This is a genomic window from Ferrimonas kyonanensis DSM 18153 (genome assembly GCF_000425405.1).
Classification (GTDB): domain Bacteria; phylum Pseudomonadota; class Gammaproteobacteria; order Enterobacterales; family Shewanellaceae; genus Ferrimonas; species Ferrimonas kyonanensis.
Genome location: NZ_KE384368.1, coordinates 94,735 through 119,162, shown reverse-complemented (window position 1 = coordinate 119,162; position 24,428 = coordinate 94,735). Strand labels below are relative to the sequence as shown.

General features: G+C 58.1%; 16 protein-coding genes. 9 read left to right on the top strand and 7 right to left on the bottom strand.

Annotation, left to right across the window (positions count from 1 at the left end):
• The first annotated feature begins 32 nt into the window (after window positions 1–32).
• Window positions 33–2,462 (top strand): TonB-dependent receptor, encoded by a 2,430-nt coding sequence (locus tag H598_RS0121110; protein WP_028114784.1) that lies wholly within the window; start codon window positions 33–35, stop codon window positions 2,460–2,462.
• Between the two features lie 106 nt (window positions 2,463–2,568).
• Here the strand turns inward: H598_RS0121110 and H598_RS0121105 are convergent, their stop codons facing one another.
• From H598_RS0121105 to H598_RS0121090, 4 genes are all read right to left on the bottom strand, one after another.
• Window positions 2,569–5,616, bottom strand: a complete 3,048-nt coding sequence (locus H598_RS0121105; protein WP_028114783.1) for a molybdopterin dinucleotide binding domain-containing protein — start codon at window positions 5,614–5,616, stop codon at window positions 2,569–2,571.
• A gap of 9 nt (window positions 5,617–5,625) precedes the next feature.
• Window positions 5,626–6,321 (bottom strand): 4Fe-4S dicluster domain-containing protein, encoded by a 696-nt coding sequence (locus H598_RS0121100; protein ID WP_028114782.1) that lies wholly within the window; start codon window positions 6,319–6,321, stop codon window positions 5,626–5,628.
• 630 nt (window positions 6,322–6,951) lie between these two features.
• On the bottom strand, window positions 6,952–7,557 hold the full coding sequence (locus tag H598_RS0121095) for a hypothetical protein (protein WP_028114781.1): 606 nt from the start codon (window positions 7,555–7,557) through the stop codon (window positions 6,952–6,954).
• Between the two features lie 39 nt (window positions 7,558–7,596).
• A complete protein-coding gene (locus H598_RS0121090) occupies window positions 7,597–8,112 on the bottom strand; it encodes a hypothetical protein (protein ID WP_028114780.1) in 516 nt (171 codons plus the stop codon).
• 173 nt (window positions 8,113–8,285) lie between these two features.
• Between H598_RS0121090 and H598_RS0121085 the strand changes: the two genes are divergently transcribed.
• Window positions 8,286–8,918: a class I SAM-dependent methyltransferase gene (locus tag H598_RS0121085; protein WP_028114779.1), complete on the top strand. Its 633-nt coding sequence runs from the start codon at window positions 8,286–8,288 to the stop codon at window positions 8,916–8,918.
• Here the strand turns inward: H598_RS0121085 and H598_RS25805 are convergent.
• The gene (locus H598_RS25805; protein ID WP_084144573.1) at window positions 8,910–9,548 is read right to left on the bottom strand and encodes an alpha-ketoglutarate-dependent dioxygenase AlkB; all 639 of its coding nucleotides are present in this window, start codon (window positions 9,546–9,548) and stop codon (window positions 8,910–8,912) included. The genes H598_RS0121085 and H598_RS25805 overlap by 9 nt on opposite strands.
• Before the next feature lie 89 nt (window positions 9,549–9,637).
• On the opposite strand from H598_RS25805, the gene H598_RS0121075 reads away from it, so the two are divergent.
• From H598_RS0121075 to H598_RS0121065, 3 genes are all read left to right on the top strand, one after another.
• On the top strand, window positions 9,638–12,763 hold the full coding sequence (locus H598_RS0121075) for an efflux RND transporter permease subunit (RefSeq protein ID WP_028114778.1): 3,126 nt from the start codon (window positions 9,638–9,640) through the stop codon (window positions 12,761–12,763).
• A gap of 2 nt (window positions 12,764–12,765) precedes the next feature.
• Window positions 12,766–13,830, top strand: a complete 1,065-nt coding sequence (locus H598_RS0121070) for an efflux RND transporter periplasmic adaptor subunit (protein ID WP_169629325.1) — start codon at window positions 12,766–12,768, stop codon at window positions 13,828–13,830.
• Window positions 13,831–14,003: 173 nt separating this feature from the next.
• The gene (locus H598_RS0121065) at window positions 14,004–14,645 is read left to right on the top strand and encodes a response regulator transcription factor (RefSeq protein WP_028114776.1); all 642 of its coding nucleotides are present in this window, start codon (window positions 14,004–14,006) and stop codon (window positions 14,643–14,645) included.
• Window positions 14,646–14,660: 15 nt separating this feature from the next.
• On the opposite strand, the gene H598_RS0121060 is transcribed toward H598_RS0121065, so the two are convergent.
• Entirely contained in the window at window positions 14,661–15,845 is a 1,185-nt protein-coding gene (locus H598_RS0121060) for a potassium/proton antiporter (RefSeq protein WP_028114775.1), read from the bottom strand.
• Between the two features lie 90 nt (window positions 15,846–15,935).
• The gene (locus H598_RS0121055) at window positions 15,936–19,403 is read right to left on the bottom strand and encodes a PAS-domain containing protein (RefSeq protein WP_028114774.1); all 3,468 of its coding nucleotides are present in this window, start codon (window positions 19,401–19,403) and stop codon (window positions 15,936–15,938) included.
• A 222-nt stretch (window positions 19,404–19,625) separates the two neighbouring features.
• On the opposite strand from H598_RS0121055, the gene H598_RS0121050 reads away from it, so the two are divergent.
• The 4 genes from H598_RS0121050 to H598_RS0121035 all read left to right on the top strand — a co-directional run bounded on the left by H598_RS0121050 (window position 19,626) and on the right by H598_RS0121035 (window position 24,413).
• Window positions 19,626–20,666, top strand: coding sequence for a DcaP family trimeric outer membrane transporter (locus tag H598_RS0121050; RefSeq protein WP_028114773.1), 1,041 nt, complete (start codon window positions 19,626–19,628; stop codon window positions 20,664–20,666).
• Window positions 20,667–20,773: 107 nt separating this feature from the next.
• Window positions 20,774–21,571 carry an ABC transporter ATP-binding protein gene (locus H598_RS0121045; protein WP_028114772.1) on the top strand — a complete coding sequence of 266 codons (798 nt, stop codon included), beginning with the start codon at window positions 20,774–20,776 and terminating at the stop codon, window positions 21,569–21,571.
• Window positions 21,571–23,523, top strand: coding sequence for a long-chain fatty acid--CoA ligase (locus H598_RS0121040; protein ID WP_028114771.1), 1,953 nt, complete (start codon window positions 21,571–21,573; stop codon window positions 23,521–23,523). The genes H598_RS0121045 and H598_RS0121040 overlap by 1 nt, the downstream gene beginning before the upstream one ends.
• Window positions 23,520–24,413 carry a branched-chain amino acid ABC transporter permease gene (locus tag H598_RS0121035; RefSeq protein WP_028114770.1) on the top strand — a complete coding sequence of 298 codons (894 nt, stop codon included), beginning with the start codon at window positions 23,520–23,522 and terminating at the stop codon, window positions 24,411–24,413. The genes H598_RS0121040 and H598_RS0121035 overlap by 4 nt, the downstream gene beginning before the upstream one ends.
• Window positions 24,414–24,428 lie beyond the last annotated feature (15 nt).

Here is a 24,428-nt window from a genome sequence, read left to right as displayed (position 1 = left end):
ACCATTCGCGCCAAATCAAGAAGAGGTTAGTGATGAAACAGTTTCGTTATTCAGTTTTGGCCGTTGCCTGTGCCTCGGCCCTGGCCGCCCCGGTAGCGATGGCACAAGAGGCCGCGACGGCCGAAGGTACAGAGACCATTACCGTGTATGGCCGTCAAAATCAGGTAGTGATGAACTCGGGTCTGGCCACCAAATCGGACATGTCGTTGATGGAAACCCCCGCCGCGGTGGTGGTGGTGGATCAGGAGCTGATTCAGGCTCAGGGGGCCGACAACCTTCAGGACCTGGTGCGTAACATCAGTGGCGTGACCCAGGCCGGTAACAACTATGGCATCGGCGACAACCTGGTGATTCGAGGCCTGGGGGCCAACTACACCTACGATGGCATGTACGGCGGTGCTGGGTTGGGCAACACTTTCAACCCGACTCGCTCTATGACCAACGTCGAGTCCATCGAGGTGCTCAAGGGCCCGGCAACCGGCTTGTACGGCATGGGCAGCGCCGGCGGCGTCATCAACCTGATTGAGAAGAAACCGGAGTTTGAGTCTGGCCACGAAGTAACCGTGGAAGCGGGGCAGTGGGACACCTATTCCCTGGCGCTGGACAGCACCGCCGGCATTACCGACAACCTGGCCTATCGGGTAGTGGCGAAAACCGCCCGCAGCGATGGCTATCGCGGCGTCGGAACCGACCGGGATGAAATCTACTCCTCGTTGAAATACCTGCTCAGTGATAATCAGGATCTGATGTTGTCAGTGGCCTACATCAAAGACGCCATTGCCGTGGATTCTATCGGGCATCCGATCCGCATCTACAACGCCGAGTCCGTCGGCGGCAAGGGTGCCGGAGAGGTCAGCTGGGAAGATCTGATTAACGATCCCGACGGCACCGGCCTGCAACTGACCGACGAACAGCGGCAGCAGTTGGCCGACTCGCTGGCGGCCACCGATGGTCTGGAACCCTTTAACCTGGGGGATGCCGATCTGATCTCGCCCATGGCCAAGGACAACGAAGGGGAAGAGATTCGCTTCAAACTGACCCATAACATCGATTTCACGCCGAATCTGTTTTTGAACCAGCAGTTGCAATACCGCAACTACGACTCCGGTTTTGCCCGCCAGACCGGTGCCTACAACTACGTCTATTGGGACCGTCGCGGCACCATCAACGCCGACCCTCGGGCGCCTTTGGTGGAAGACGGGGTGTTGTATCCCTACGCTGCCCGTCGCCAGGAATACCGCAAAGTGGAAGCGGATGAGTCATCCTGGCAGTATTTCGCCGACCTTCGCTATGACTTTGAGTTGGGTGGCATCGACAACGAATTGTTGGTCAACGCCAACTACGAAGATCGTGACATCCGATTTAAGCAGTACTCCATCTACGATGCCGACAAGAAGAATTACGATAAAGAGGGCAACCTCATCTATCAGGGCAGCCTGCCGTACATCTACGACATTCGTAACCCCAACTGGGGCAGCGGCAGTTTCGAAGATTACGATCCGCTGCTGACCGCCAACTACAACAAGACCGTCAGCGCCTGGGGCGTGGGTCTGCAGCATGTGGCCTATCTGGAGTATGGTTTTACCACCCGCATCGGCGTGGCGTTCAACGAGATTAAGCAAAGCTACGAGCATTTTGGGGTGGACCCGAGGTACAGCGCCAGCCGCGCCGCCGCTACGGCCGAGAAGGACACCACCGACAACGGCGTCACCTATAACCTCGGCATTACCTACATGCCGACGGACAACCTGTCGTTGTTCCTGAACCACTCCAAGGGCCGCACCGCCTACAGCATTTTGGGCAGTATCGCCGGTGATGAGTCTGACCGACAAGATTCCGAGTCCATCAGCAATGACTTTGGTATTCGCCTGAAGGCGTTTGATGACCAGATGCTGGCCTCTTTGGTGGTGTTTGAGAGTGCTCGAACCAATCTGGAGTACACCAACCCGCTGTACGATGAGGACAACCCTCAGCCCGGCGTGCCCGATACTCTGTATGACGGTGAAGAGGAAACCAAGGGGGTGGAGCTGGACCTGAATGCCCACCTCAACGAGCAGTGGATGATCAACCTCAACGGTGTCTATCAGGACGCCCGCGACAAAAAAGATCCTAACCGCGACAGCTTCGATACGCCTCAGAAAGGGATTCCAAAGATCACCGGCAGCGCTTGGGTTACCTATGCGGCGCAGTGGTTGGATCTGGCCAGCCCGCTGAAGCTGAGCCTGGGTGCCACTTACGTGGATGAGCGCAGCACCCACTCCAGCTCATTTGGTATTCCCGATGGCCACGTGCCGGCCTACACCGTGGTAGACACTGCCCTGAGCTACGATGCCCAGGACTGGAAACTGCAGGTGAACGTCAACAATCTGTTCAACGAAGCCTACTACAGCAAGGCGATGTTCCTCGGCGGCATGCCCGGCGAAGAGCGTAACGTTACCGTTAGCCTCAGCTACCGGCTGTAACTGAACGCAATTGGGTTTAAGGGGAGCGCGAGCTCCCCTTTTGGGTGTGAGAGAGCCATAAAAGAAAGCCCCGTCTAAAGACGGGGCTGGCGGATGGAATTAACGTTTAGGCGTTCACCTTTTCGATGCGCACCGGAATGCCGTGACGGCAGTTAGTGCCAGCATAATAGTCGTTGAGCATGCTGACTTCTCCGGGGCGGGTCGGATCGTGCGGCACCATCTGGTTAACCGCGGTACCGCCGCCACGATGGGGTAGCCCCTCGAGAACCTGGCCGTCGATGCTGCGGCTATCGGCGCCATAGGCCTGCTTGTGACCAAAGGTATGGGATACGCACACGGCACCCTTGGCGACGCCACTGTCCGCCTGTACCACCCCTTCAGCCGGGGTGCCATTACCACTGATCACTCGAACCGTATCACCGTTTTTCAGCCCCTGAGCCGCAGCGGTTTCACTGTGCAGGTAGACGAAGTTGGTCGGCGTTAGCTCGGCACAGCGATCAAAAGCGGCGGAGTAGTTGGAACGCAGTGTTGGCTTGTAACTTGAGAACAGCAACGGGTAGTCGCTGGCTGGCCAGTGCTGCTCCCAGCTGTCACCGTTCCAGAACCGGTTTGGTTGGTATACCGGGGTGCCAGGATAGTACTCGCCAGAGTGACAATGACGCAACTGAGCCATATCGGCGTTGTAGATCTGCAGCAGTTTGCCGCCACCGCCATTAATGAAGTCACCGTCGTAGCGTTCGCCACTTTCGTAGTACCCGCCCCGGGATAGCAAGGCTTCTACCTGGGAGGCTTCTACATCGTTCAGGCGTGAACGCAGCGGCGTCATGGAGTAGTCCAGCGCAGCCCACTGACGATCTTCATCGCTGACCGCCGGCAGGGTGCTGCACTGGGCGGCAACGTTGGCCAGATAGCGGGCATGCCAGTCTTCAAATGCAAGCAGGTCGACCTTACGGCCGTCGGCGGCCGCAATGGCGCCTTTACCGAAGCCGGGCAGTGACATGGCCATGGCCAGGTCGATCACAAATTGCTCCATGCACACGTGGTGGCCAGCGGCATTCTTCACGGTTCTTGGGGTGACCAGCGGCGCTCCGGCGACCACGCCCAGATTGAAGGCGCCCCACATGCGATCGGCGGCGTACTCCTCAAACATCACTCGATCAGGAATGAAATAATCGGCGTAGCGGTTGGTTTCATTCATGTAGCAGTCGATGGCAACGAACAGCGGCAGTCGAGCCGGATCCGCCAGCGTCTGTTCCACCTTGTGATTGATGGAGGAGGCGCTGTACAGCGCATTGCTGCGCCAGTTCACCAAAGCCTTGGCACTGTAAGGATTGCCGTTGGTGTGGGCGGTCAGGGCTTCGGCGGCATTGCCGGCGGCGTAGCCGGGGACTAGGTTGTGCCACATGTCGCTGGCGGGGTAGGGGCTGTCGCCGCGAGCCAGCTTCTGTTGGTACTCGGTTGAGCCCTCGTAGGCGCCGGCACGACAGACGTTGATCACCTCGCTGGTGTCCACTTCACCATCAAAGCCACCGAGGTTGTAGTTGCCTTCAAAGCCCCAGTAGGCGCCGTTGCCGTAGATGGCGCCGCCCTTGGCGTCGTGGGCACCAATCAGGGTATTGAGGGTGGCAATCAGCCAGCCCATGATGATGGCATCGCCACTGTTGGCGCCGGTGTTGGTGGCCACACAGGCGCGGCGGCCATGATGGCTCAGATCTTTGGCCACCTGGCGGATTTCGGTTTCACTGATGCCACAGGCGTTAGCGTATTCGCTCAGAGAGGTGCGATCCGCTTCCTGTTTCAGCAGCGCCAGGGACGCGGCCAGTCGTACCGGTTGGCCATTGGCGTCGGTAAAGCTGGCGTCGGTGAACAGCTCCCCTTTCTGGGCTTTGTCTGCGGACACCAGCTGACCGTCGCTTATGACCACGGGCTCTTCGCCGCCGAGACCAAAGTCACTGGCCTTGGCCAGTTTTCGGTAGTCAGGGTGGGATTTCTCCATCACCACCAGGTGACAGGCGTTGGCGCGGTTAACTTCGCCCTTGGCTTTGGCCACACCGGCGTTGGGGATCGACAGGAATTCGGCATCAAACCAGCCTTCGCTGAGCATGATCTGAATCAGGGCGAAGGCAAAGGCGCTGTCACGACCCGGTTTGATCGGCAGCCAATGGCCTCGCGTATCGTTGGCGACGGTGGTGCGCAGCAGCGGATCGACGCAGGTGTATTTGAGTTTGCGGTCGGTGCGGGCATCCGCCAGGCCGCGGCCAAGGCGGTTGAGGCTGGCGCCGGAGGCCCCTGGGGCGGTTCCCAGGAACAGGGCGTACTCGACGCTGTCCCAGTCAATGTCACTGAGTCCGGGTTCCAGCCCAGGGTTAAGGCCAATGCCGAAGCCGATGCCGGTGGGGGCGCCGCAATAGGCGTGCTTGGTGACCAGGTTGGCGGTGCCGTAGGCCTGGCGCATAAAGCGGGCGTACAGGCTGCCGCGCAGGGTATCTTCTTCATTGAAGGTGGCAAACAGGCGGTTGGCCGCCGAGCCAAACTCCGGCTGACCAGGTACCGCTGGCTTGTCCAACTGGCGAATGGCCCTGAGGCCGTCCACCTGACCTTCGCCAAACAGGTCACCGCCGTCGAGGATCTCCTTTAGTGCCTGCTCGTAGCTGATGCTGATCCATTTGCCTTCACCGCGTTTACCGGCACGTTTCAACACCTGAGTCACCCGGCGTGGGTCGTCGACGCAGTTAACGCCACTGGCGCCTTTACCGCAGGTGGTGGCGCGGTTTTCCAGCCCTTGGTTGCCCGCCAGGGCTACGTAGCTGTCGCGCACCGGCATGCTCAGGGGGAATGGCGAGCCCGAGTTGACCTCACAATAGGGATTGCCACCGACCTTGAGAACGGTATCGCTGGCTTCATCAATGCGTACCCGCAGGCCACACATGTTGTTGCAGGTAAAGCAGCGGGTGTACATGGTGCGGATGCCGGCGGTTTTGCTGAGGCTGCCGTCGGCGCCCAACTGGGCTTCGGTTGGCAGAGGATTGCCAAAACGCTTGTTGGTCTTACTGACCTTGAGGGCCGCAGGAGCGGTGTGGCTGCTGCAGGCGGTGCCGGTTGCGGCGGCGGCGGACACCAGTCCGGCGCGGGTGATAAAGGTTCTTCTGTCCATCTTCAGGTCCTATCGTTGCCAGTCCAGGTGATTGAGAGTGAGGATGCCCTTGTCATCGCTGGGCTGAGGCAGGCCGATGTAGAGAATATTGGGCAGATTGCCGGAGTCGGGCAGCATGCCATACACCGAATTGTCACGAACCAGCTTGGCAATGTCGCTGTTTGGATCATTCAGATCACCAAACACACGAGCCTCACCGATGCAAGTTTCCACACAGGCTGGCAGCAGCCCCTGTTGCAGGCGGTGGATACAGAAATTGCATTTTTCCGGCGGCGTTTTGAATTTGGTGTCTTTGCGGCGAGCGCCGTAGGGACAGGCTTTAACACAGCGCTGACAGTGAATGCACTTGTCGTAGTCAATCACCACAATGCCGTCTTCCTCGCGCTTGTAGGTGGCTTGTTTGGGGCAGACTTCGACACAGGAGGGGTGCTCGCAATGGTTGCACTGATTGGGCACCGACAGGGTGGTGGTGCCATTGGCGCCGGTGATGGCGGCCTGGGTAACCCGGGTGCGGGCACGGCCGGGAGCGACCTGGTTTTCGATGGAGCAGGAGACACTGCAGGAGAGGCAGCCGGTGCAGCGGCGTACATCGAACACCATTGCCAGCCGTTTGCCTGCGGTTTTAGCCAGCAAGGTGGCGCTGGGAATGAGGGTCAGGGCAGCACTTCCTGCCGCCATTTTTAATAATGAACGTCTGTCTAACATGAGAGGTCCTTGAATATGCATTGCAGAATACGCAATGCGGAATTAAGGGTTTTGCTGGCAGAGAAAATAGATGAAAAATGTTCGATTTGGGAGACAAAAAAGAGTTGGCGTTGTTGATTTGTCGTCGGCCTCCCAACTTTTCGGAATCGAAAAAAGGCAGTTGCGAGATCTGCAAATCACATTGCTGTGTTAGACCGGTACAGCTTGCCTGCCGGCCTTGTTGGTGTCAATGAGGTGGCAATGGCGGCGTGATGTGGCGCAGTTCGCCGGTGATGGAGGTCGCGGAGAAGCGGCTTGGTTAAGGGAGTTTTGACCGATCTTTCCGTGAGCCTTTAAATACCAACCCTGGCTTTTTGGTATCGGGTCGTAAGTGTAAATGTCATAGGGTAAATAGGGGTTGGAATTTCAATAAATGGAAAATGCTATCGCCATTTAAAATAGAGAGAACAGCATGGGTAAATAAGGTGTGGAAGTGTGTTTGTATTGCGATGGTTGTTATTTGATTGGCGGTGTTTTTGACCATCTAGTGCCGCACTTTTTTCTGCTTGACTCTCAGTTGACACTGAACTCTGATTATCGATGACGCAGTCAGGCCCGCCATGGGCGGGCGAGCGGGCGGATTGCTGTCCTTTAAGGCTGTAGTGCTTGCAGCATTTCGCAGATGGTTAAAGGATCATCGGATTGACAATGTTGATGATAGAGTTCCGGTGATATTTGCACGTTGCTGAAGCACTGCTCAACCAGATTGTTCATCCACCGTTCGAGAGAGGCCTCATTGTCTTTAATGGCCTGTTTTTGCTGTGCCGTGCGGGCTTCTATTCGGGTGAGCAATCGTGGTAGCAACTCTGAAGTGACGCCCAACTCTTGGTATTCCCGCGCCTGGTAGGCGGCATCCACCAGAGAGCGCAGCTCTTCAATACGCTGGCTGTGATCACCGGAGGAGTCGACGAGCTCTTCGAGTTCCATTTCATAGTACACCGTGTGCTCGGAGCGGTAATCCATCATCTCGTCTTTAACCGCATTGATGACGGTATGGATCGCGGCTTCGGTCTCCTGCAGCCGGTACAGGGGGTTGACGAAGTCTGGCTGATGGTATTTATGCGCATCGCGCAGGGAAGTGGCACCGGTCTCGCAGTTGAGGATGGCTTCGCTGGTTAATTGGCGCGGCTCGGCGTTGACACTGGGGCACGACGCCAGCAATGGGCCAAGCAGTAACAGGGCGAATGGTCTGGTCATCAGGGTGTCCTTTTCCTGGGGTTCGTGGCGAGGCGGTGCTCAGGCGATGAAAGCCGAGATGCCGCCATTATCGATCTGCCATTGGCGAATGGTGGTCAGTATCTCCTGGTGAATCTTCGGCGCCTGGTCGAGGCCAAACAGGGTTCCGCTGACGACGACACTGCGACCCTGGCGATTGTGAATGCGGTAGCTGAAGCAGAGTTTATCGAGCCAGCTGCGGCGGTAGGAGCGATCGATGTCGATCTCCTTTAAACTCAATGACAACCGACCGCGCTCGTTGCTGTCGCCCAGTTCGCCCATCATGCCGCTGATCTCGTTGTCGCCAAAGCGAATGCTGTGATCGCCCTTATCCCGAACCTGAAAGAACACACTGATGCTGCCAGCCACCACCAGGCCGGCCATCATAACTCCGGACACCGCAAGAGACAGCAGGGTGGCCACCACGAACAGCAGAGTTACGACCAGGCCGTGTCCTTTAAGGAAACCGTTGCTGTCAGGGGCGTATTCCGTGGAGTAGGAGGTGTTCAACTGGGCCTCATTAATCAGTACTTTCAATCAATACTCTCATCCTAAATCCGCTGAAATCGCGATTCCACAGGCTTTATCACGAATTTCTAATTAACATTGCTGTGGATGTATTTTAAGCACAGGTGCAGGCGCTGGTTTGCGGAACCCGCCTGAGCCTATACTGGCACTCATCTCCCTTTTGGCAGACAACAAGGATCGCCATGGACGTGTATCAGGAAACCGTCGGTACTTTCGATAAGCTGGCCAGCCAGTATCAGGACAAGTACATGGCGATGGAGCAGTACCGGGACACTTACCTGGCCTTCTGTCAGGCGTTGGCGGTGGCGTCACCGAGGGTGCTTGAGTTGGGGTGTGGGCCCGGTAATGTTTCTCGTCATCTGATGGCGCAGTGTCCCGACATGCAGTTGCTGGGCACAGATCTGGCGCCCAACATGGTGTCTCTGGCGCGCCAGAATGTGCCTGGTGCCCGATTCGAAATCATGGATGCCCGAGACCTTGGCAGGGTGGAGCCGGGCCTTGATGGCATCATGGCGGCGTTTTGCCTGCCTTACCTGTCTCCGTTGGATGCTCAGGCGTTGATTGCCGCTGCCGCCGCCACGCTGCGTGAGCGTGGGGTGCTTTACCTCAGCACCATGGAGGGGCTGGCATCCCAGTCTGGGTTTCAAACGTCGTCCGCCGGTGACCGAGTCTTCACCCATTACCACCAGGGACAACAACTGCAGCAATGGCTGGCCCCACGCTTTGAACTGTTGGATCTGCAGCGGCGGCAGTACGATGATGGCAGCCATCGGGCCACCGATCTGTTTATTCTGGCTCGCAAACGCTTAGCCTGACGGCGTCGAATCTGCGGCTGTGGTCCCAGACCAGCCAAACAGACGAAACGTCAGGTTCAATCTGGGCTGGTGGCAACCGGGACGCGGCAGCAGCGCATGCTCATACCGTTGTTGACAACCCGGCCCCATCCACAACAGGTCGCCGGATTGCAGAGTCAGTGTCAGGGCATCGTCGGCATTGCTGAGGCTGCGAAACTCAAATGAACGGGAAGCACCGAGACTTAGAGAGGCGATGCTGTCGGTATCTCCCAGGGCGGGCGGATCGGTGTGGTAGGCCATGGCTTCATCTCCATTGGCGTAGTAGACGCAGCGGGCCAGGGAAAAGCGACAGCGGAACAGCGATGATAATTGGTCGCGAATCAGGGCTAGCGTTTCCGGCCAGGGGGCCCGAGGTCCCCATACCGGCGGCAGCGCACCGCTGTTGATAAGCTCGGCATCGGCAAATAAAAATTGACCGGTACTGGCCCGATGGTAGCCCCCAGCTGCCATCGGTATTTGGCGTTGATTCAGATCGTAGCTGCGGGTCAATGTCTGAAACAGCGCGTCGGCCTGGATTGGACTCAAAAATGCGGGCCAGTATTGGGCCTGGGCATCAATGGCCACAGAGTGCATCCGTGCAGAGTGGGGCATGGCAACATCCAATTAAATTCTGAAACACTTTAATAACACGACTCGAAGGCTGGATCAGTATACTTGGCCGAAAACTTCAGGGTCGAAGTATGAATCTCTCCCGCTCTTCATTGAAAAATCCCGCCGCCGTCCTGGTTATTGTGGCGTTGATCTTTCTGTTTGGCGTCCTCAGTATGCTGAAGCTGCCAATACAGCTCACTCCGGACATCGAGCAGCCGCAAATTACCATCTCTACCGGCTGGCGCAGTGCCGCTCCGGAAGAGTTGGAATCGGTGATCATCGAACCTCAGGAAAATGTGGTGAAAAACACGCGCGGGGTGACCGAAGTGACCACCTCCATCAACAGCGGGTTTGGTAACATCACCCTGACTTTTGATGTTGGCACCGACATGCAACAGGCGATGCTGGATGTGATCAACAATCTCAACCAAGCGCCGCCGCTGCCGCTGGATGCCTTTGAACCTGTGGTGGCCGTCGGTGGCGGTCGAGACGGCCCTAATGCCGCATCCCTGCTGGTGCGGGTTTTGCCTGACAACCCTCAGCAGGACATCGCTCAGTATCAGAAGCTCATCGACGACGTGATTGAACCCAGGTTGGCGCGGATACAGGGAATTGGCCAGGTTAATCTCAACTCCCGTCGACCCAGGGAGTTACGCATCAGCTTCGATCCCTTTACCGCTGCCGCCATGGGCATTCAGGTCAGCCAGATCGGCAGCACCATCGCTCGGGCGGCGGACGTCTCCGGTGGCTTTGCCGATGTCGGTCGTCGCCAGTATACGGTGCGCTTTGTCGGTCAGTACGACATCGAGAACATTACCGAGATGATTGTCGGTTATCAGAATGACCGCCCCATCTATTTGCAGGACATCGCCACGGTAGAAGACACCCTGGTGGACAGGTTTGGCTTTACCCTAAGAAACGGAGCGCCCGCCTACTACATCACCCTGACCCGAGGTGCCGATGCCAATACCGTCACCGTATTGGATGAGGTCAACCTGGCCATCGATGAGCTCAATGCCGGCCCCCTCGCCGATGCCGGACTGGTGATTGATCTCAGCTTCGATTCGTCGGTACACATTCGTAATGCCCTGACACTGGTAAAGAGCAACCTCGGCCTGGGCGTCGCGCTGGCATTGGGCATCCTATGGTTATTCCTGCGGGGCTGGCGTACCACCATGATCATCGCCACCACCATTCCCATCTCTATCATGGTGGCGTTTCTGGGCCTGAGCCTGTTTGAGCGCAGCCTCAACGTGATTTCGTTGGCGGGGTTGGCATTCTCGGTGGGCCTGGTACTGGATGCGGCCATCATTGTGCAGGAGAACATCGTCAGGCTCAGAGGCCTTGGCATCGATAGCAGTAAGGCGGTACTTAAAGGGGCGGTGGAGGTGACCGGGGCGCTGTTTGCCTCCACCGCAACCAGTGTGGCCATCTTCCTGCCGATTCTGTTTATGCAGGGGATTGAGGGGCAACTGTTTTCTGATCTGGCTTTGACCCTGTCCATTGCGGTGATCGCCTCGCTGGTAACCGCCATTACCGTGTTGCCCATCGCCAGTAAGTACTGGCTGGCCGGGGTGTCTGATCGGGATCCGTTTGAGCGCTACTGGCAACGACTGACCCTCGGCGTGATGTGGCTGACCGCCAGCCCGCTGAGGCGGGCCGGTTGGATTGGCGGGCTTCTCGGGGGAGCAATCGCCATCACCCTGTTGCTGCTGCCCAAGACCGACTTTATGCCTCGGGCACCCATCGATGGTTTCTTTTTTAACATCAGCCTGCCGCCGGGGGGCAACCTGGAGTTCGTGGACAAGGAGATGGCTCAGTTGGTGCGGGAGCGGATTCAGCCTCACCTGACAGGTGACACACTGCCCAAAATCAAAAGCTATAACTTCTATTCCTTTGGTGCCGGCTTCAGTGGCGGCTTTATCTATGCCGATGACCCCACCGAGGTGGAAGCCTTGATGGACGTGGTACAGGCCGACATTCTGGCTGGATTGCCAGACACTCAGGTGTTTCTGTTCCGGGGCTCGATGATCAATGTTACCGGGGGCGGCAATGGTCGCTCCATCAGCATTAACCTGCAGGGGCCTGAACTGGAGGGGTTGATCGATGCGGCTCAGGCTGGGCTCAACGCCATCCAGACCCATTTGCCCGGTGTTAGCGCTCGGCCAATCCCCGGGCTGGCCATTGCCGAGCCAGAACTGCAGCTGGTGCCTGATGATCGTCGCATTACCCAGGCTGGACTCAGCCGTAGTGACGTCGCCAATACCGTGCGGGCCTATACCGACGGGCTGTTCATCAGCGAGTATTTTGATGGTAACGATCGCATGAATGTCATCCTTAGGGGCAGTGACTGGCGTACCCCGGAGGAGCTGGCGTCGCTGCCGGTGTACACCCCGCTGGCGGGAATTCAGACCTTGGGTGAGCTGGCCACCATTCGCCGAACCGTGGGTCCCACACAGCTGAGGCGAGTGGATGGTAAGCGCACCATCAGCCTGGAGTTGTCACCGCCCGAGGAGATGTCGATGGAGGAGGCGCTGACGGCGCTGAACGAGACCATTCTGCCGGCGATGCAGGCACAACTGCCGCCGTCGGCCAGCATTAAACTCAGTGGCAACGCCAACAAGATGGCGTCCGCCATTGAGGAGATGATGCTGAACTTTGCCCTGGCGCTGCTGATTTTGTTCTTGTTGATGACGGCGTTGTTTAAATCGGCCCGCGACAGTTTTTTAGTGTTGCTGGTAATGCCGTTGGCGGTCGGCGGCGGAGTGCTGTCGCTGTGGTTGTTGAATCTGGTGAGTTTTCAATCACTGGATTTGCTGACCATGATCGGGTTCATCATCCTGCTGGGGCTGGTGGTCAACAACGCCATTTTGTTGGTGGATCAGACTCGCCGGGCTGAGCGTCAGGGCTGTCATCGTGCCGAAGCCGTGGCGCAGGCGGTTCGCATCCGCGCCCGACCGGTGTACATGAGCACCCTGACCAGCCTGTTCGGCATGTTGCCACTGATGCTGATGCCCGGAGTCGGCTCTGAGATCTATCGGGGGCTGGCGACGGTGATTGTCGGCGGCATGGGGATCAGTGCCTTGTTTACCCTGATTCTGCTGCCAAGCCTGTTGCGCCTGGGGGAAACTCTGGCGACGCAGCGCAGCTCCTGTTCACAGACCGTAGCGGCGTCTAACGCGCCCCTGCAAGCCAGCCAAACACAGGTGGAATGACTATGATGCGACTCTCTTTTCTTTTGATCCTTAGCGGCTTCTGGGCATTGACCCCCCAGGCTTTGGCGGAGCCTCAGACACCGGCCAGTCCGGTGAAAGTGGCCCAGGTCAAGCAAACGGATCTGGCGCCGACGGCCAGACTGCTGGGCACGGTATACAGTCGCAATAATGTGATGGTCACCGCCGGTGTTGACGGTCAGCTGACCTGGATAGTGGAACCGGGAACCCTGGTGAGCAAAGGGGATACTCTGGTGACCATGGACACCTTTCCCCTGGAGCTGGCGCAACTGGAGCAGCAGGCGCAGATTAAGCGGGCTGAAATTAATCTTCGTTACCTGAAACGGGAGCTGGAGCGTCTGGTGACCCTGCAGGCGCACAACAACGCCGCCGAGTACCAGCTGGATGAGAACCGCTCTAAATACGAATTGGCCAATGCCGATCTGGAGATCGCCCGGCTGAAGCTCAAACAGATAAATGACCAATTGGATCGGGCTCAGATTGAAGCGCCATTCGACGGAGTGATCACCGAGCGCCTGGTGCGTGAAGGCACCGACGTCAATCGTTCTGACACCTTGCTGCGCATGATGGACACCGAGCATCTGGAGGTGCACCTGCACGTGCCGGTAAAATACCTGAGTAAAATCAGTCGGGGTAAGCCCCTGACCATCAGCAGTGAGCACTACCTGACCCAGGCCACCATCCGCTCGGTGATTCCGGCGGCGGATCCCCGCAGTCAAACCTTTGAGCTTAGAATGACGCTGCCGGCGGAGAGCGTGCAGTACCTGACTGCCGGCGAGCTGGTGAAGGTGGCGATTCCGGTGCAGCAGCCCAGGCAGACCCTGGCCGTTCATCGCGATGCCTTGATTCTGCGCCGTCAGGGCTCCTACGTGATGAAGATTGATGACGACAACGTGGCCCACAAAACCCAGGTGGTGGTGGGCGACGGTCAGGGCGACTGGGTGGCCATCGAGGGTGAGTTGGCGGCGGGAGACCGGGTGGCGATTCGCGGGGCAGAGCGGCTGCGAGAGGGCCAGAAAGTCAGCATTCAGGGCGCCTCGGCCGGCTAGGCTGAAGGTCTAATGGCAATTGCTCAGGGTTTCGGTAGACTGGGTGGTTGTTTGTAGTCGGTGGAATAGAATCAAGGGGTTGATTTTGTGGTTTCCGCCATCAGGGCTGAACCGACGCAGTAAGCGTCGGCAGCGCTGTTTTGATGACAGAGGTCGTTGACAAGGAAGCCACCATGCAGCTGATAGATAAAATAATAATTGCTGATGATCACCCGTTGTTCCGCCAAGCCCTGACATCGGTGCTGGGCGCCCGCTTTGAGGGGGTGTCGCTGTTTGAAGCCGACAGCATCGATGAGCTCGACAAGCTGTTAGACAGCCATTCGGATGCCGAGCTGTTGCTGCTCGATCTCAACATTCCCAATGCCCATGGTTTTAACACCTTGATTCGAATCCGCAGCCAGCGACCTGAGCTGGCGGTGATCGTCATCTCCGGCCAGGAAGACCATCAGACCATAGCCCAGAGCATGCGCTGCGGCGCCGCCGGTTTTGTGCCGAAATCGCAGCCGGTGGCCCTGATGCTGGAAGCGGTAGAAGCGGTGGTCATGGGGCAGCAGTGGTGGCCTCAGGGGGTCGACCTCAGCGGCGATGGCGACGATGACATGGCCCGGCGCATTGCCAGCCTGTCGCCCCGGCAACACCGAATTCTGTTGATGTTTGCCGATGGATTGCTTAACAAGCAGATTGCTAACGAGCTGGGGTTGTCCGAAGCCACCATTAAGGCCCACGCCAGCGCCATTTTCCTGAAACTGGGCGTGCGTACCCGCACCCAGGCGGTGATTGCCATGAAGCAGTTGCAGCCCAGTGTCGCGAGTTAGATCGCTACAGCCGGATCACTGGTTAAGCTTCAGCACCCTGGCCAGGGGCTCCAGGGCGATGCTCTGCACCACCAGCGAGATCACCACAATAAAGAACACCATGTGCACCATCTGCTGTGCCCCCTCCATTCCGGCGGCGGCTGGAATCAGCGCAAACACGATGGGGGTGGCACCCTTAAGACCGATGGCGGAGATAAACAGTTTCTTCCTGTTGCTGGCGCGACGAAACGGCAGATAGCTTAAAAAGACCGCCAGTGGCCGTGCCACCAGCATCAGTGCCAGGGCCGGCACAATGGCACTGAGGGCATCGTCAAGCAGCGAACGGGGAAAGAACTGCAAACCGAGAATAATAAACATCAGCGCCTGGGCCAGCCAGGACAGGCTGTTGAAGAAGTGTTTGCTGACCTGCCGCCCTCGCTGCAGTTGATTGCCAAACATCACTCCGGCCACATAAGAAGCCACCAGGATATTCCCACCCAGTAACTCGGCGCCGTAGCTGGCCATCAGGAAGCAGGCCAGGATAAACACCGGGATCAGGCCATACTCCTCCAGCTTGATGGCATTGAGAGCCTGGACCCCGATCCAGCTGACGCCCAGGCCGACACCGATGCCAACGCCGATTTGTTGCAGCAGTGAGGTGGTGACGGTCAGGGCATCGGGTAGGGCACCCTGGGCAACAATAATGGCCGTCAACAGAGTGACCATCAGCAGCGCCACTGGATCGTTGGTGGCCGACTCAAACTCAAGCACAGTATCGGTGTTGTGCTTCAGCGTGAGCTTTTTCGATTCCAGTATCGAGAACACCGCGGCCGCGTCGGTGGAGGAGACCACGGCCGCAAACAGCAGGCAGTGCAGGGGAGGAAAGTCGGTGATGATCAGCAGTAGCGCCGCCAGAATCAGGGTGGTGAACAGTACCCCGAAGCTCGACAGCATCCCCCCTTCGCGCCAGGCGATGCGAATGTTGCTGAACGGGGTATTGAGGCCGCCCACAAAGACGATGACGTTTAGCGCCATGGCACCGATGAACGAGGTCAGGGCCAGGTTGTCGTAGACAAAGTTGAACTCACCGTTGCCAAAGGCCAGGCCGACGCCGATGAAGATCAGCAGCGACGGGATCCCCAGGGTGGAGGAGGGCTTATGCAGTAATATGCCCATTGCGACCAGGGCGGCGATCACCACCAGTGCCAGTTCAAACGTCATCGGCTCTCCTTTTTATTCACTCGAGTTGAAAAAGCCTAACACAGGAGGGCTGAACCCGGACTTTTCAATGGCCTGTCATTGCGGCACCGATTACTGAACCTCCGTTTCCTGGGCGTAGTTTTGCTGCAGACTCTTCACCAACATGGCACTCATCAGGGCTCGCAGCGCCATGGGCTTAATCAGCTTTCTCAGATACCCAAATCCGGCGGCTCGGGCCTGATCCTGCAGCGGCGCGTCGGTGGTGGCGGTGATCAGTATTCCTGGCAATGGGCGCCGGGCCCGGCGTTGCAGCTCGGTCATCAGAGTCAGGCCGTCTTCGCCATTGTCCAGTTGATAATCCACCAGCATGATGTCGATATCGTATTGGCGGCTGGCCACCAGTTGCAGCGCCTGTTGCGGGCTGCGGGCGGGAAAGGCGCGGCAGTCCCAGCTTTCCAGCAGCTCCACCATGCCTGCCAGGACACTGGGGTCGTTATCGACGCAGAGCACCTTGATGCCGTGCAGGGTCACGGTATCGGTATTTACCGCTGCCACTTGTGGGCGGCAGGGGGCCGGGTTGACCGCCAGTGAAAAGGCGCAGCCATGGCCCGGGCGGCTGTGCAGGGTCAGGGTATGCCCCATAAGATCCGACAGGCTTTTGGCGATGCTCAGTCCCAGCCCCAGGCCATTGGGGCCCAAACCCTGGCTGTTTTCCAGCCGGGTGAATTGCTCAAACACCCACTGCTGTTTGTCTTCCGGGATGCCGGGGCCGGTGTCCAGCACCTGAATCTCCAATTGCTCGCCATGGCGGCAACCCAGCAGTACTTTGCCGCCATGGGCATAGCGAAAGGCGTTGCTGAGCAGGTTTTGCAGGATGCGTCTGAGCAGTTGACGGTCGCTTCGAATCCAGGCTTTGCAGGGAACCATTCGCAGCGTTACCTGATGTTGGTCGGCAATGGCGTCAAATTCGCCGTGCAGGCAGTCCAGCAACTCCTGCAGGGGGAAGGGTTCCATTTTGGGCACGACCGTGCCGCTGTCGATGCGGGAGACCTCGTTGAGATCCAGCAGCAGATCATTGGCCACCTTGAGAGAGTGATCAATCTGTTGCAGCTGGCCTCGGGCGCGCTCAGGTAACTGATTGTCTTCCATTAACGTGGAGGAGAATAACCGTGCCGCCGACAGCGGTTGTAGCAGATCGTGACTACAAGCCTTCAGGTACTGGCTCTTTTTGTGATGAGCCAGCTCCGCCTGTTCTCTGGCGTTGGCCAATTTGGCGTTGGATCGGGCCAGCTGCTCGTTGGCCATTGCCAGTTTGTTGGTGCGCTCCGACACCAGAGACTCCAGGTCCAGATTCTTCTCGGTCAGCAGTGCCTCTGCTTGGCGGTAGACGGTGATGTCGGAGAACAGCATGACAAAGCCGCCACCGGGCATGGGGTTGCCTTCAATGCGAATGACCGTGCCGTCCGGCAGTTGTCGCTCCGAGCTGTGACGGCTGCCCTGGCGCAGGAATCGCAGTCGCTTGTTGACCTGCTGGCGCACAATTGCCGGGTCGTCGATGCTTTGGCTGAGGTTGTACTCAATCAGGTCCGCCACCGGGCAACCGGGGTAGATCAGCGCCTTGGGGTAATGAAACAGGCTCAGATAACGCTCGTTCCAGGCCACCAACTTGAGGTTGTGATCGGTCACCGAGATCCCTTCCGAGGCGTTTTCAATTGCGCGTCTTAGCACCTCCTGACTTTCGGCGTTGCGCTGGCTGGTGGCTTCCTCCATCAGCTGCGCCACTTCGTTGAGGGCGATGTCCCGTCCCTGCAGGGCGCAGGAGATCACCAGTCGCGCCGACGCCGAACCCATCACCGTAGCCAGCAGGTTTTCGGTATACAGCACCAGATCTGGATTGCTGCTGATCTTACGGGCGTCGCTGTGGGGGTGACGGCTGAAATAGCGCTCAAATCCCTGCCTGGCCTTATCGTCGCCGATGAACCGGGCGACCAGCAACTGCAACTCTCTGGGATCGATCTTGCCTGGATTCAGTGGGCTGCGGTCATGAATGCCGGGGCGCTCGAAAAAGTGTTCCAGCTGCATCTGCTCTTTCACTGTCTGGCGGCTGAACAGCGACACCAGCACTATCAGGGTGACGTTGATGCCGAGCCCCATCAAGGTCGCCATGGTGGTGAAGGAGTAGTCACTGCCAGCGAAGGGATGGGGGTACAGCCCCAGTTGAGGCAGCAGGTTGCAGCTAAGCCAGATGGCAAAGCCGCCACTGATCCCGGCCATGACGCCGTTCAGGCTGACTTTTCGCCAGAAAAACGCCGCGAATAGCGGTGGCCCAATTTGAGCGATGGCGCCAAAGGCCACTTCACCCAGTGAGGCCAGGGTGTGCGGCGGAGCCACCAGGAACATGGTGTAGCTGAGAGCGATGACCAGAATCACCAGCAACTTGCGAACCCTCAGTAGCCGGGCGCGAAAACGCAGGAAGTCGGTGTTTTCCACGTCGCTGCGACGGAACAGAGTCGGGAATACCACTTCGTTGCTGAGCATGGTACTCAGGGCGATGGTGGAGATGATCACCATGGCGCTGGCGGCGGAGATGGCGCCCAAAAAGCTCAGCAGACTCAGCCAGGATTGACCATGGTAGGCGGGCAGAAACAGCACATAGGAGTCCCGCTGCAGTGAGTCGCCATACAGCAGGCTGCCCGCTTGACCCAGGGGGGCGGCAAAGAACGCAAACACCAGCACGTACAGGGGAAACATCCAGCGGCTCCAGCGGGTGTGGTCGATGTCCTTGAGCTCGGCCATGGTGACCTGAAACTGGCGAGGCAGGCACAAAAATGCGCACAGCACGATCACCGTTAATCCGGTTAGAGACACCAGTTGGCTGCCGTCAAACTCAAACGCATCAGGCATCGCCTGTACCGATTGTTGCCAGATCTGCCCCGGGGAGTCGAAAGCCACGTAGGAGACAAACAGGCCAACAATCAGGAAGGCCACCAGCTTGATAAAGGACTCAAAGGCGATGGCCACCATGACGCCGGGGTGACGCTCGGTCACGTCGATGGCGCGGACTCCGAAGATGATGGTAAAGCCCGCCAGTACTGAGCTGACCACCAGCCCCAGTTGCCACGAGGCCAGGGTTTGGGTCTGGCGCAGAATCTCATAAGAGTTGATGATCGCTTTCAGTTGCAGGGCGATGTAGGGCAGAGTGCCGATGAGGGCCACCAGAGTCACCAGTACTGCCAGGCGCTGTGACTTGCCAAAGCGGGCCGCCAGCAGATCGGCGATGGAGGTAATGTTCAGACGCAGGCTGACTCGAATCAGTCGTTGAATAAAGGGCCAGCCAAATACAAACAGCAGAATGGGAGCCAGGTACACCGGCAGATAGGAGAAATCCCCCACCGAAGCCTGACCGGCGGTGCCTAAAAAGCCCCAGGAGGTGCAGTACACTCCCAGAGACAGGGCGTAGATCAGTCGCTGCTGCCGTGCCACCAGTCGATGTCGGTAGCGATCGCCCATAAAGGCGATGAAAAACAGCAGGCCGATGTAGCCCACGCTGATCACCACCAGCAGCCAATTTGGAAACATGCGTCCTTTCCCCGAGTTCATACTTTGGTGTCGGCCAACTCCCTGGGCCGACTTTGTTCTGTTACCAGTAATACCACAGATTGGCGATTGCACCGGCATGGATGGGCCTCGACTTAAGTCGTAAGACCTGCGTATTAAGACGGATTCACTAATACCTATTCCCAATTGTGACGGGCTCTGCTTTTCCCGATGTTGAGGGCACTACTTAACAGGGGACTTACCATGCTCGCTTCACACGCTAAATCATTCGCCCTCGCCGGAACTCTACTGGCATTTTCCGGCTCGGCACTGTCCGGCTATGAGATCGACCTCGGTAACGATAAAAAACTGATCTTCGGCGGGTACATCAAGGTTGATGCCCGTTACGTCGACGGCGATATCGCCTATCGCGATTTCTGGATCGGTACCGGTAAGCCTCTGGAAGAGGACGCCTCGCAGTTTCGCATCTTTGCCAACGAAACCCGTTTTAACACCAAGTACATCCATGGTGATTTGACCGGTTTCATCGAGATGGATTTTTACGGTGGTGGCGGCAATGAAGTGATCTCCAACTCGGCCAACCCCCGAATTCGTCACGCTTTCATCAATTATAAAGGGGTGACTGCCGGCCAGACCTGGTCGACTCTGATGAACACCAGTGCCATTCCCGAAACCGCCGATTTTGCCGGCGCTACTGTTGGCCTGGCATTTATTCGTCAGGGGCAGGTGCGCTACAAGACTGGCGGCTTTGAGGTGTCGGTGGAAAACCCCGAGTCTTTCGGCGGTGATACCAGCAATGACAGCCTGCCTGACGTTATCGGTAAATACACCCTAAAAGGGGACTGGGGTAACGTCTCTCTGGCCGCCATTGGCCGTGAGCTGAACACCAACGGCGGTAACAGCGAAACCGCCTTCGGCGCCTCGATTGCCGGTCGCATTAATCTGTTTGATAAAGACGACTTCCGCTTCCAGGTACACCAGGGAGAGTTGGGCCGTTATGTGGGAGTGGCCGCCGCCACGGATCTGGTAGGAGAAAAGGTGGAAACCACCACCGGTTATCTGGCGGCCTATCGCCACTTCTGGACCGAAACCTGGCGTAGCACTTTTCTCTATGGCCGGGTGGAAACCGACGAGTCCGACGTGGACAACAGTCAGTGGAGCGTCAACATATTCAATAACCTGACTAAGGAACTGGCGGTGGGCTTTGAGTTTGGCAACTTTGAGATGCATAACTCTGGTGCCAACTCCTACTACGGTCAGCTATCCGCTCGATACGCCCTGTAATCACACTCAGGCTCCTCGCAAGATGGCGAGGGGCTAACGTCACAGGTCGCGCCGTCGGCCTGCTCGGGCAGCAATGCCCACTCGTCCCAAATATCAGGAGTCCGGGTATGACCGATTCAATACTCAAGGTTGATAACATCTCACTGGCCTTTGGTGGGGTGAAGGCACTGACCGACGTCAGTTTTGAGGTGCCCCGCGGGGCGGTATTTTCCATCATCGGCCCCAATGGCGCCGGTAAAACCTCCATGCTGAACTGCATCTCCGGTCGCTACCGGCCGAATAGCGGCAAGATTCAATTCGGCGACCGCGATGTCACCCATCTCAAGCCCAACGACCGTGCCGACATGGGCATTGGTCGCACCTTCCAGAACCTGGCGCTGTTCGGCCATATGTCGGTGCTGGACAACATCATGGTGGGCCGCCATCACCTGATGAAGAACAACTGGCTCACCGGCCCACTGTACTGGGCGTCACCGGCGCAAAAAGAGGAGTTGGCTCACCGCCGCGAAGTGGAGGAGATCATCGATTTTCTCGACATCACCCATGTGCGTAAGGCGGTGGCGGGGACGCTCTCCTACGGCCTGCGTAAGCGGGTCGAACTGGCCCGGGCGATGGCGCTGAAGCCTAAATTGATCCTGCTGGATGAGCCCATGGCGGGCATGAACCTGGAGGAGAAGGAGGACATGGCTCGCTACATCCTCGATCTCAACGAGGAGTTTGGCATCACCGTGGTGATGATCGAGCACGACATGGGTGTGGTCATGGACATCTCCCACGAGGTGATGGTGCTGGATTTTGGCAAGAAACTGATCAGTGGCTTGCCGCTCGACGTGATGAACGACGAGCACGTGAAGCGGGCCTATCTGGGTCTGGAAGAGGACGAAGTGATGCAGGAGGCAGGTTAATGAGCCAGGCAATCAATGCGGCCGATAACGGCTTTGAGATGGGCAGTCTCAATACCTTTCCCAAGATTTTGCGCCATAACGCCAATCACTGGCCCGAGGACGTGGCCATGCGGGAAAAGGAGTTTGGCATCTGGAATGAGTTCAGCTGGCTGGATTACCACAACCGGGTGAAATGGATGGCGTTGGCGCTGGATCATCTGGGCATCGGCGCGACCGATACCGTGGCCCTGCTGGGAGACAACCGTCCTGAGTGGGTGTGGGGAGAGGTGGCCGCCCATGCCATGGGCTGTTACTCCCTCGGGGTGTATCAGGACTCGCTGCACGAAGAGGTGGCCTACCTGCTTAACTTGAGCGGGGCCTCGGTGGTGATTGCCGAAGATGAGGAGCAGTGTGACAAGCTGTTGGAGTTGGGCGATGCCATTCCTGGGGTAAAGCACATCGTCTATTGCGATCCCAGAGGCATGCGTAAGTACGACGATCCCCGCCTGTTGGACGTGGAAGTGCTGTATCAGCTGGGCCGTGACCAGGATCATCAGGACCCGGGCCGCTACGACGCCATGGTGGATCGCACCGACCCCGACAGCATCGCCATCTATTGCACCACCTCGGGCACCACCTCCAAACCCAAAATTGTGCTGCTCAAGGGCGGTAACTTTGTTAAGCACTGCAGCTCTTATCTGCGCGCCGACCCCCGCAGCCCGGGTGACAACTACGTCTCGGTGCTGCCACTGCCGTGGATCATGGAGCAGGTGTACGCCGTCGGTCAGGCGTTGATCGCCCGTCAGGTAGTCAACTTTGTCGAGGAGCAGGAGACCATGATGGCCGACCTGCGGGAGATCGGCCCCAGCTTCGTGCTGCTGGCCCCGCGGGTGTGGGAGGGGATTTTGGCCGACGTTCAGGCGCGGATGATGGACTCCTCGCCGCTGAAGCAGAGGCTGTTTGATTTTGCCATGACCCGGGCCCAGCAGGCGCTGGATCAAGGCAAGCGCTCGACCCTGGCGGAGTGGTTGCTGATGAAGGCGCTGCGGGATCGTCTCGGCTTCTCCTTCCTCAAGTCTGCTGCCACCGGCGGCGCCGCCATGGGCCCGGATACTTTCCGCTTTTTCCAGGCCATCGGCGTACCGTTGCGGCAACTGTATGGCCAGACCGAGATGTGCGGCGCCTACACCATTCACGACGCCAATGACGTGGATTACGACAGCGTCGGCGTGGCGTTCGACAACGCCAGCGTCAAGGTGATCAACGCCGACTCCGAAGGCTTGGGCGAAGTGGTGGCCCAGACCGAAGGGATGTTCTGCGGCTATCTGGGCGATGCCGATGCCTTCAATGAAGACGTCAAAGAGGGGTGGATGCACACCGGCGACGCCGGTTACTTCAAGCCGTCCGGTCACCTGGTGGTGATCGACCGCATCAAGGACCTGGCCCATACCAGTGGCGGCATCCAGTATTCACCCCAGTACATTGAGAACAAACTGAAGTTCTCCTCCTTCATCGGCGAGGCGGTGATTCTGGGTAAGAACCGCCCCTATCTGTCGGCCATTTTGTGCATCCGCTTCAGCATCGTCTCCAAGTGGGCGGAGCAGCGCGGGCTGGCGTTCACCAACTACACCAATCTGGCCACCTTGCCCGAGGTGTATCAGAAGCTGTCTGAGGAGGTGGAGAAGGTCAATGCCACCCTGCCTGAGGCGCAGAAAATCCACAAATTTGTGTTGCTGTACAAGGAGCTGGACGCCGATGACGGCGAACTGACACGAACCCGGAAGGTGCGCCGAGGGGTGATCGCCGAGAAGTATGGCGACATCATCGACGCCATCTACGGCGGCAGCGACCACGTCGACATCGATACGGTGATCACCTTCCAGGATGGCACCAAGACCCGAGTGGAAACCCAGCTGCAGGTGGCCACGCTGGTGGAGTCCCTGGAGCACACTGAGCAAAGGAGAGCCTCATGAATTTCGAGCTGCTGCTGCAACTGATCGTCAATGGCCTGATTGTGGGCCTGCTTTACGGGGTGGTCGGCATGTGCTTCGTGCTGGTGTACAAATCCACTCAGATCGTCAACTTTGCCCAGGGCGAGTTCCTGCTGGTGGGGGCCTGGGTATGTTGGGCACTGCTGGTGTACCTGCAACTGCCGTTTTTCATCGGCTTTCTGATGAGTCTGGCGTTCATGGCCCTATTCGGGGTGGCGTTGCAGATGATTGTGCTGCGGCCGATGATCGGCGAGCCCATCATCTCGGTGATCATGGTAACCATCGGCCTGTCGATCTTCTTCCAGTCACTGACCAAGTGGATTTTCGGGGTGGCACCGGAAAGCTACCCGCAGGTGTTTGAGACCCAAAGCATCAGTGTGTTTGGCCTTAACGTCGAGCTGGCCTACCTGATGAGCACCGTGATTGCGCTGATGATCATGGTCGGTTTCTACCTGTTCTTTAAACACTCCAAGCACGGCCTGGCGATGCGGGCCACCGCCTTCGATCAGCAGGTGGCACAAAGCCTGGGCATCTCGGTGAAGCAGGTGTTTGCCATGAGTTGGGGCATTGCCGCCACCGTATCCGCAACGGCGGGGGTGGTGATTGGCATGGTCAACGGCGTTTCCGACTCGTTGTCAGCCATTGGCATCAAGGTGTTCCCGGCGGTGATTCTGGGTGGCCTGGACTCCATTGTCGGCGCCATCGTCGGCGGCATCACCATCGGTGTGTTGGAGAACCTGGCGGAGTTCTTCGACAGCCAGTACCTGCACTTTGGCAACATGTACGACATTGCGCCTTTCTACGTGCTGCTGCTGATCCTCTGGTTTAAGCCCTACGGCTTTTTCGGCACCCGTGACATCGAGCGGATCTAAGGAGCAGACCATGAC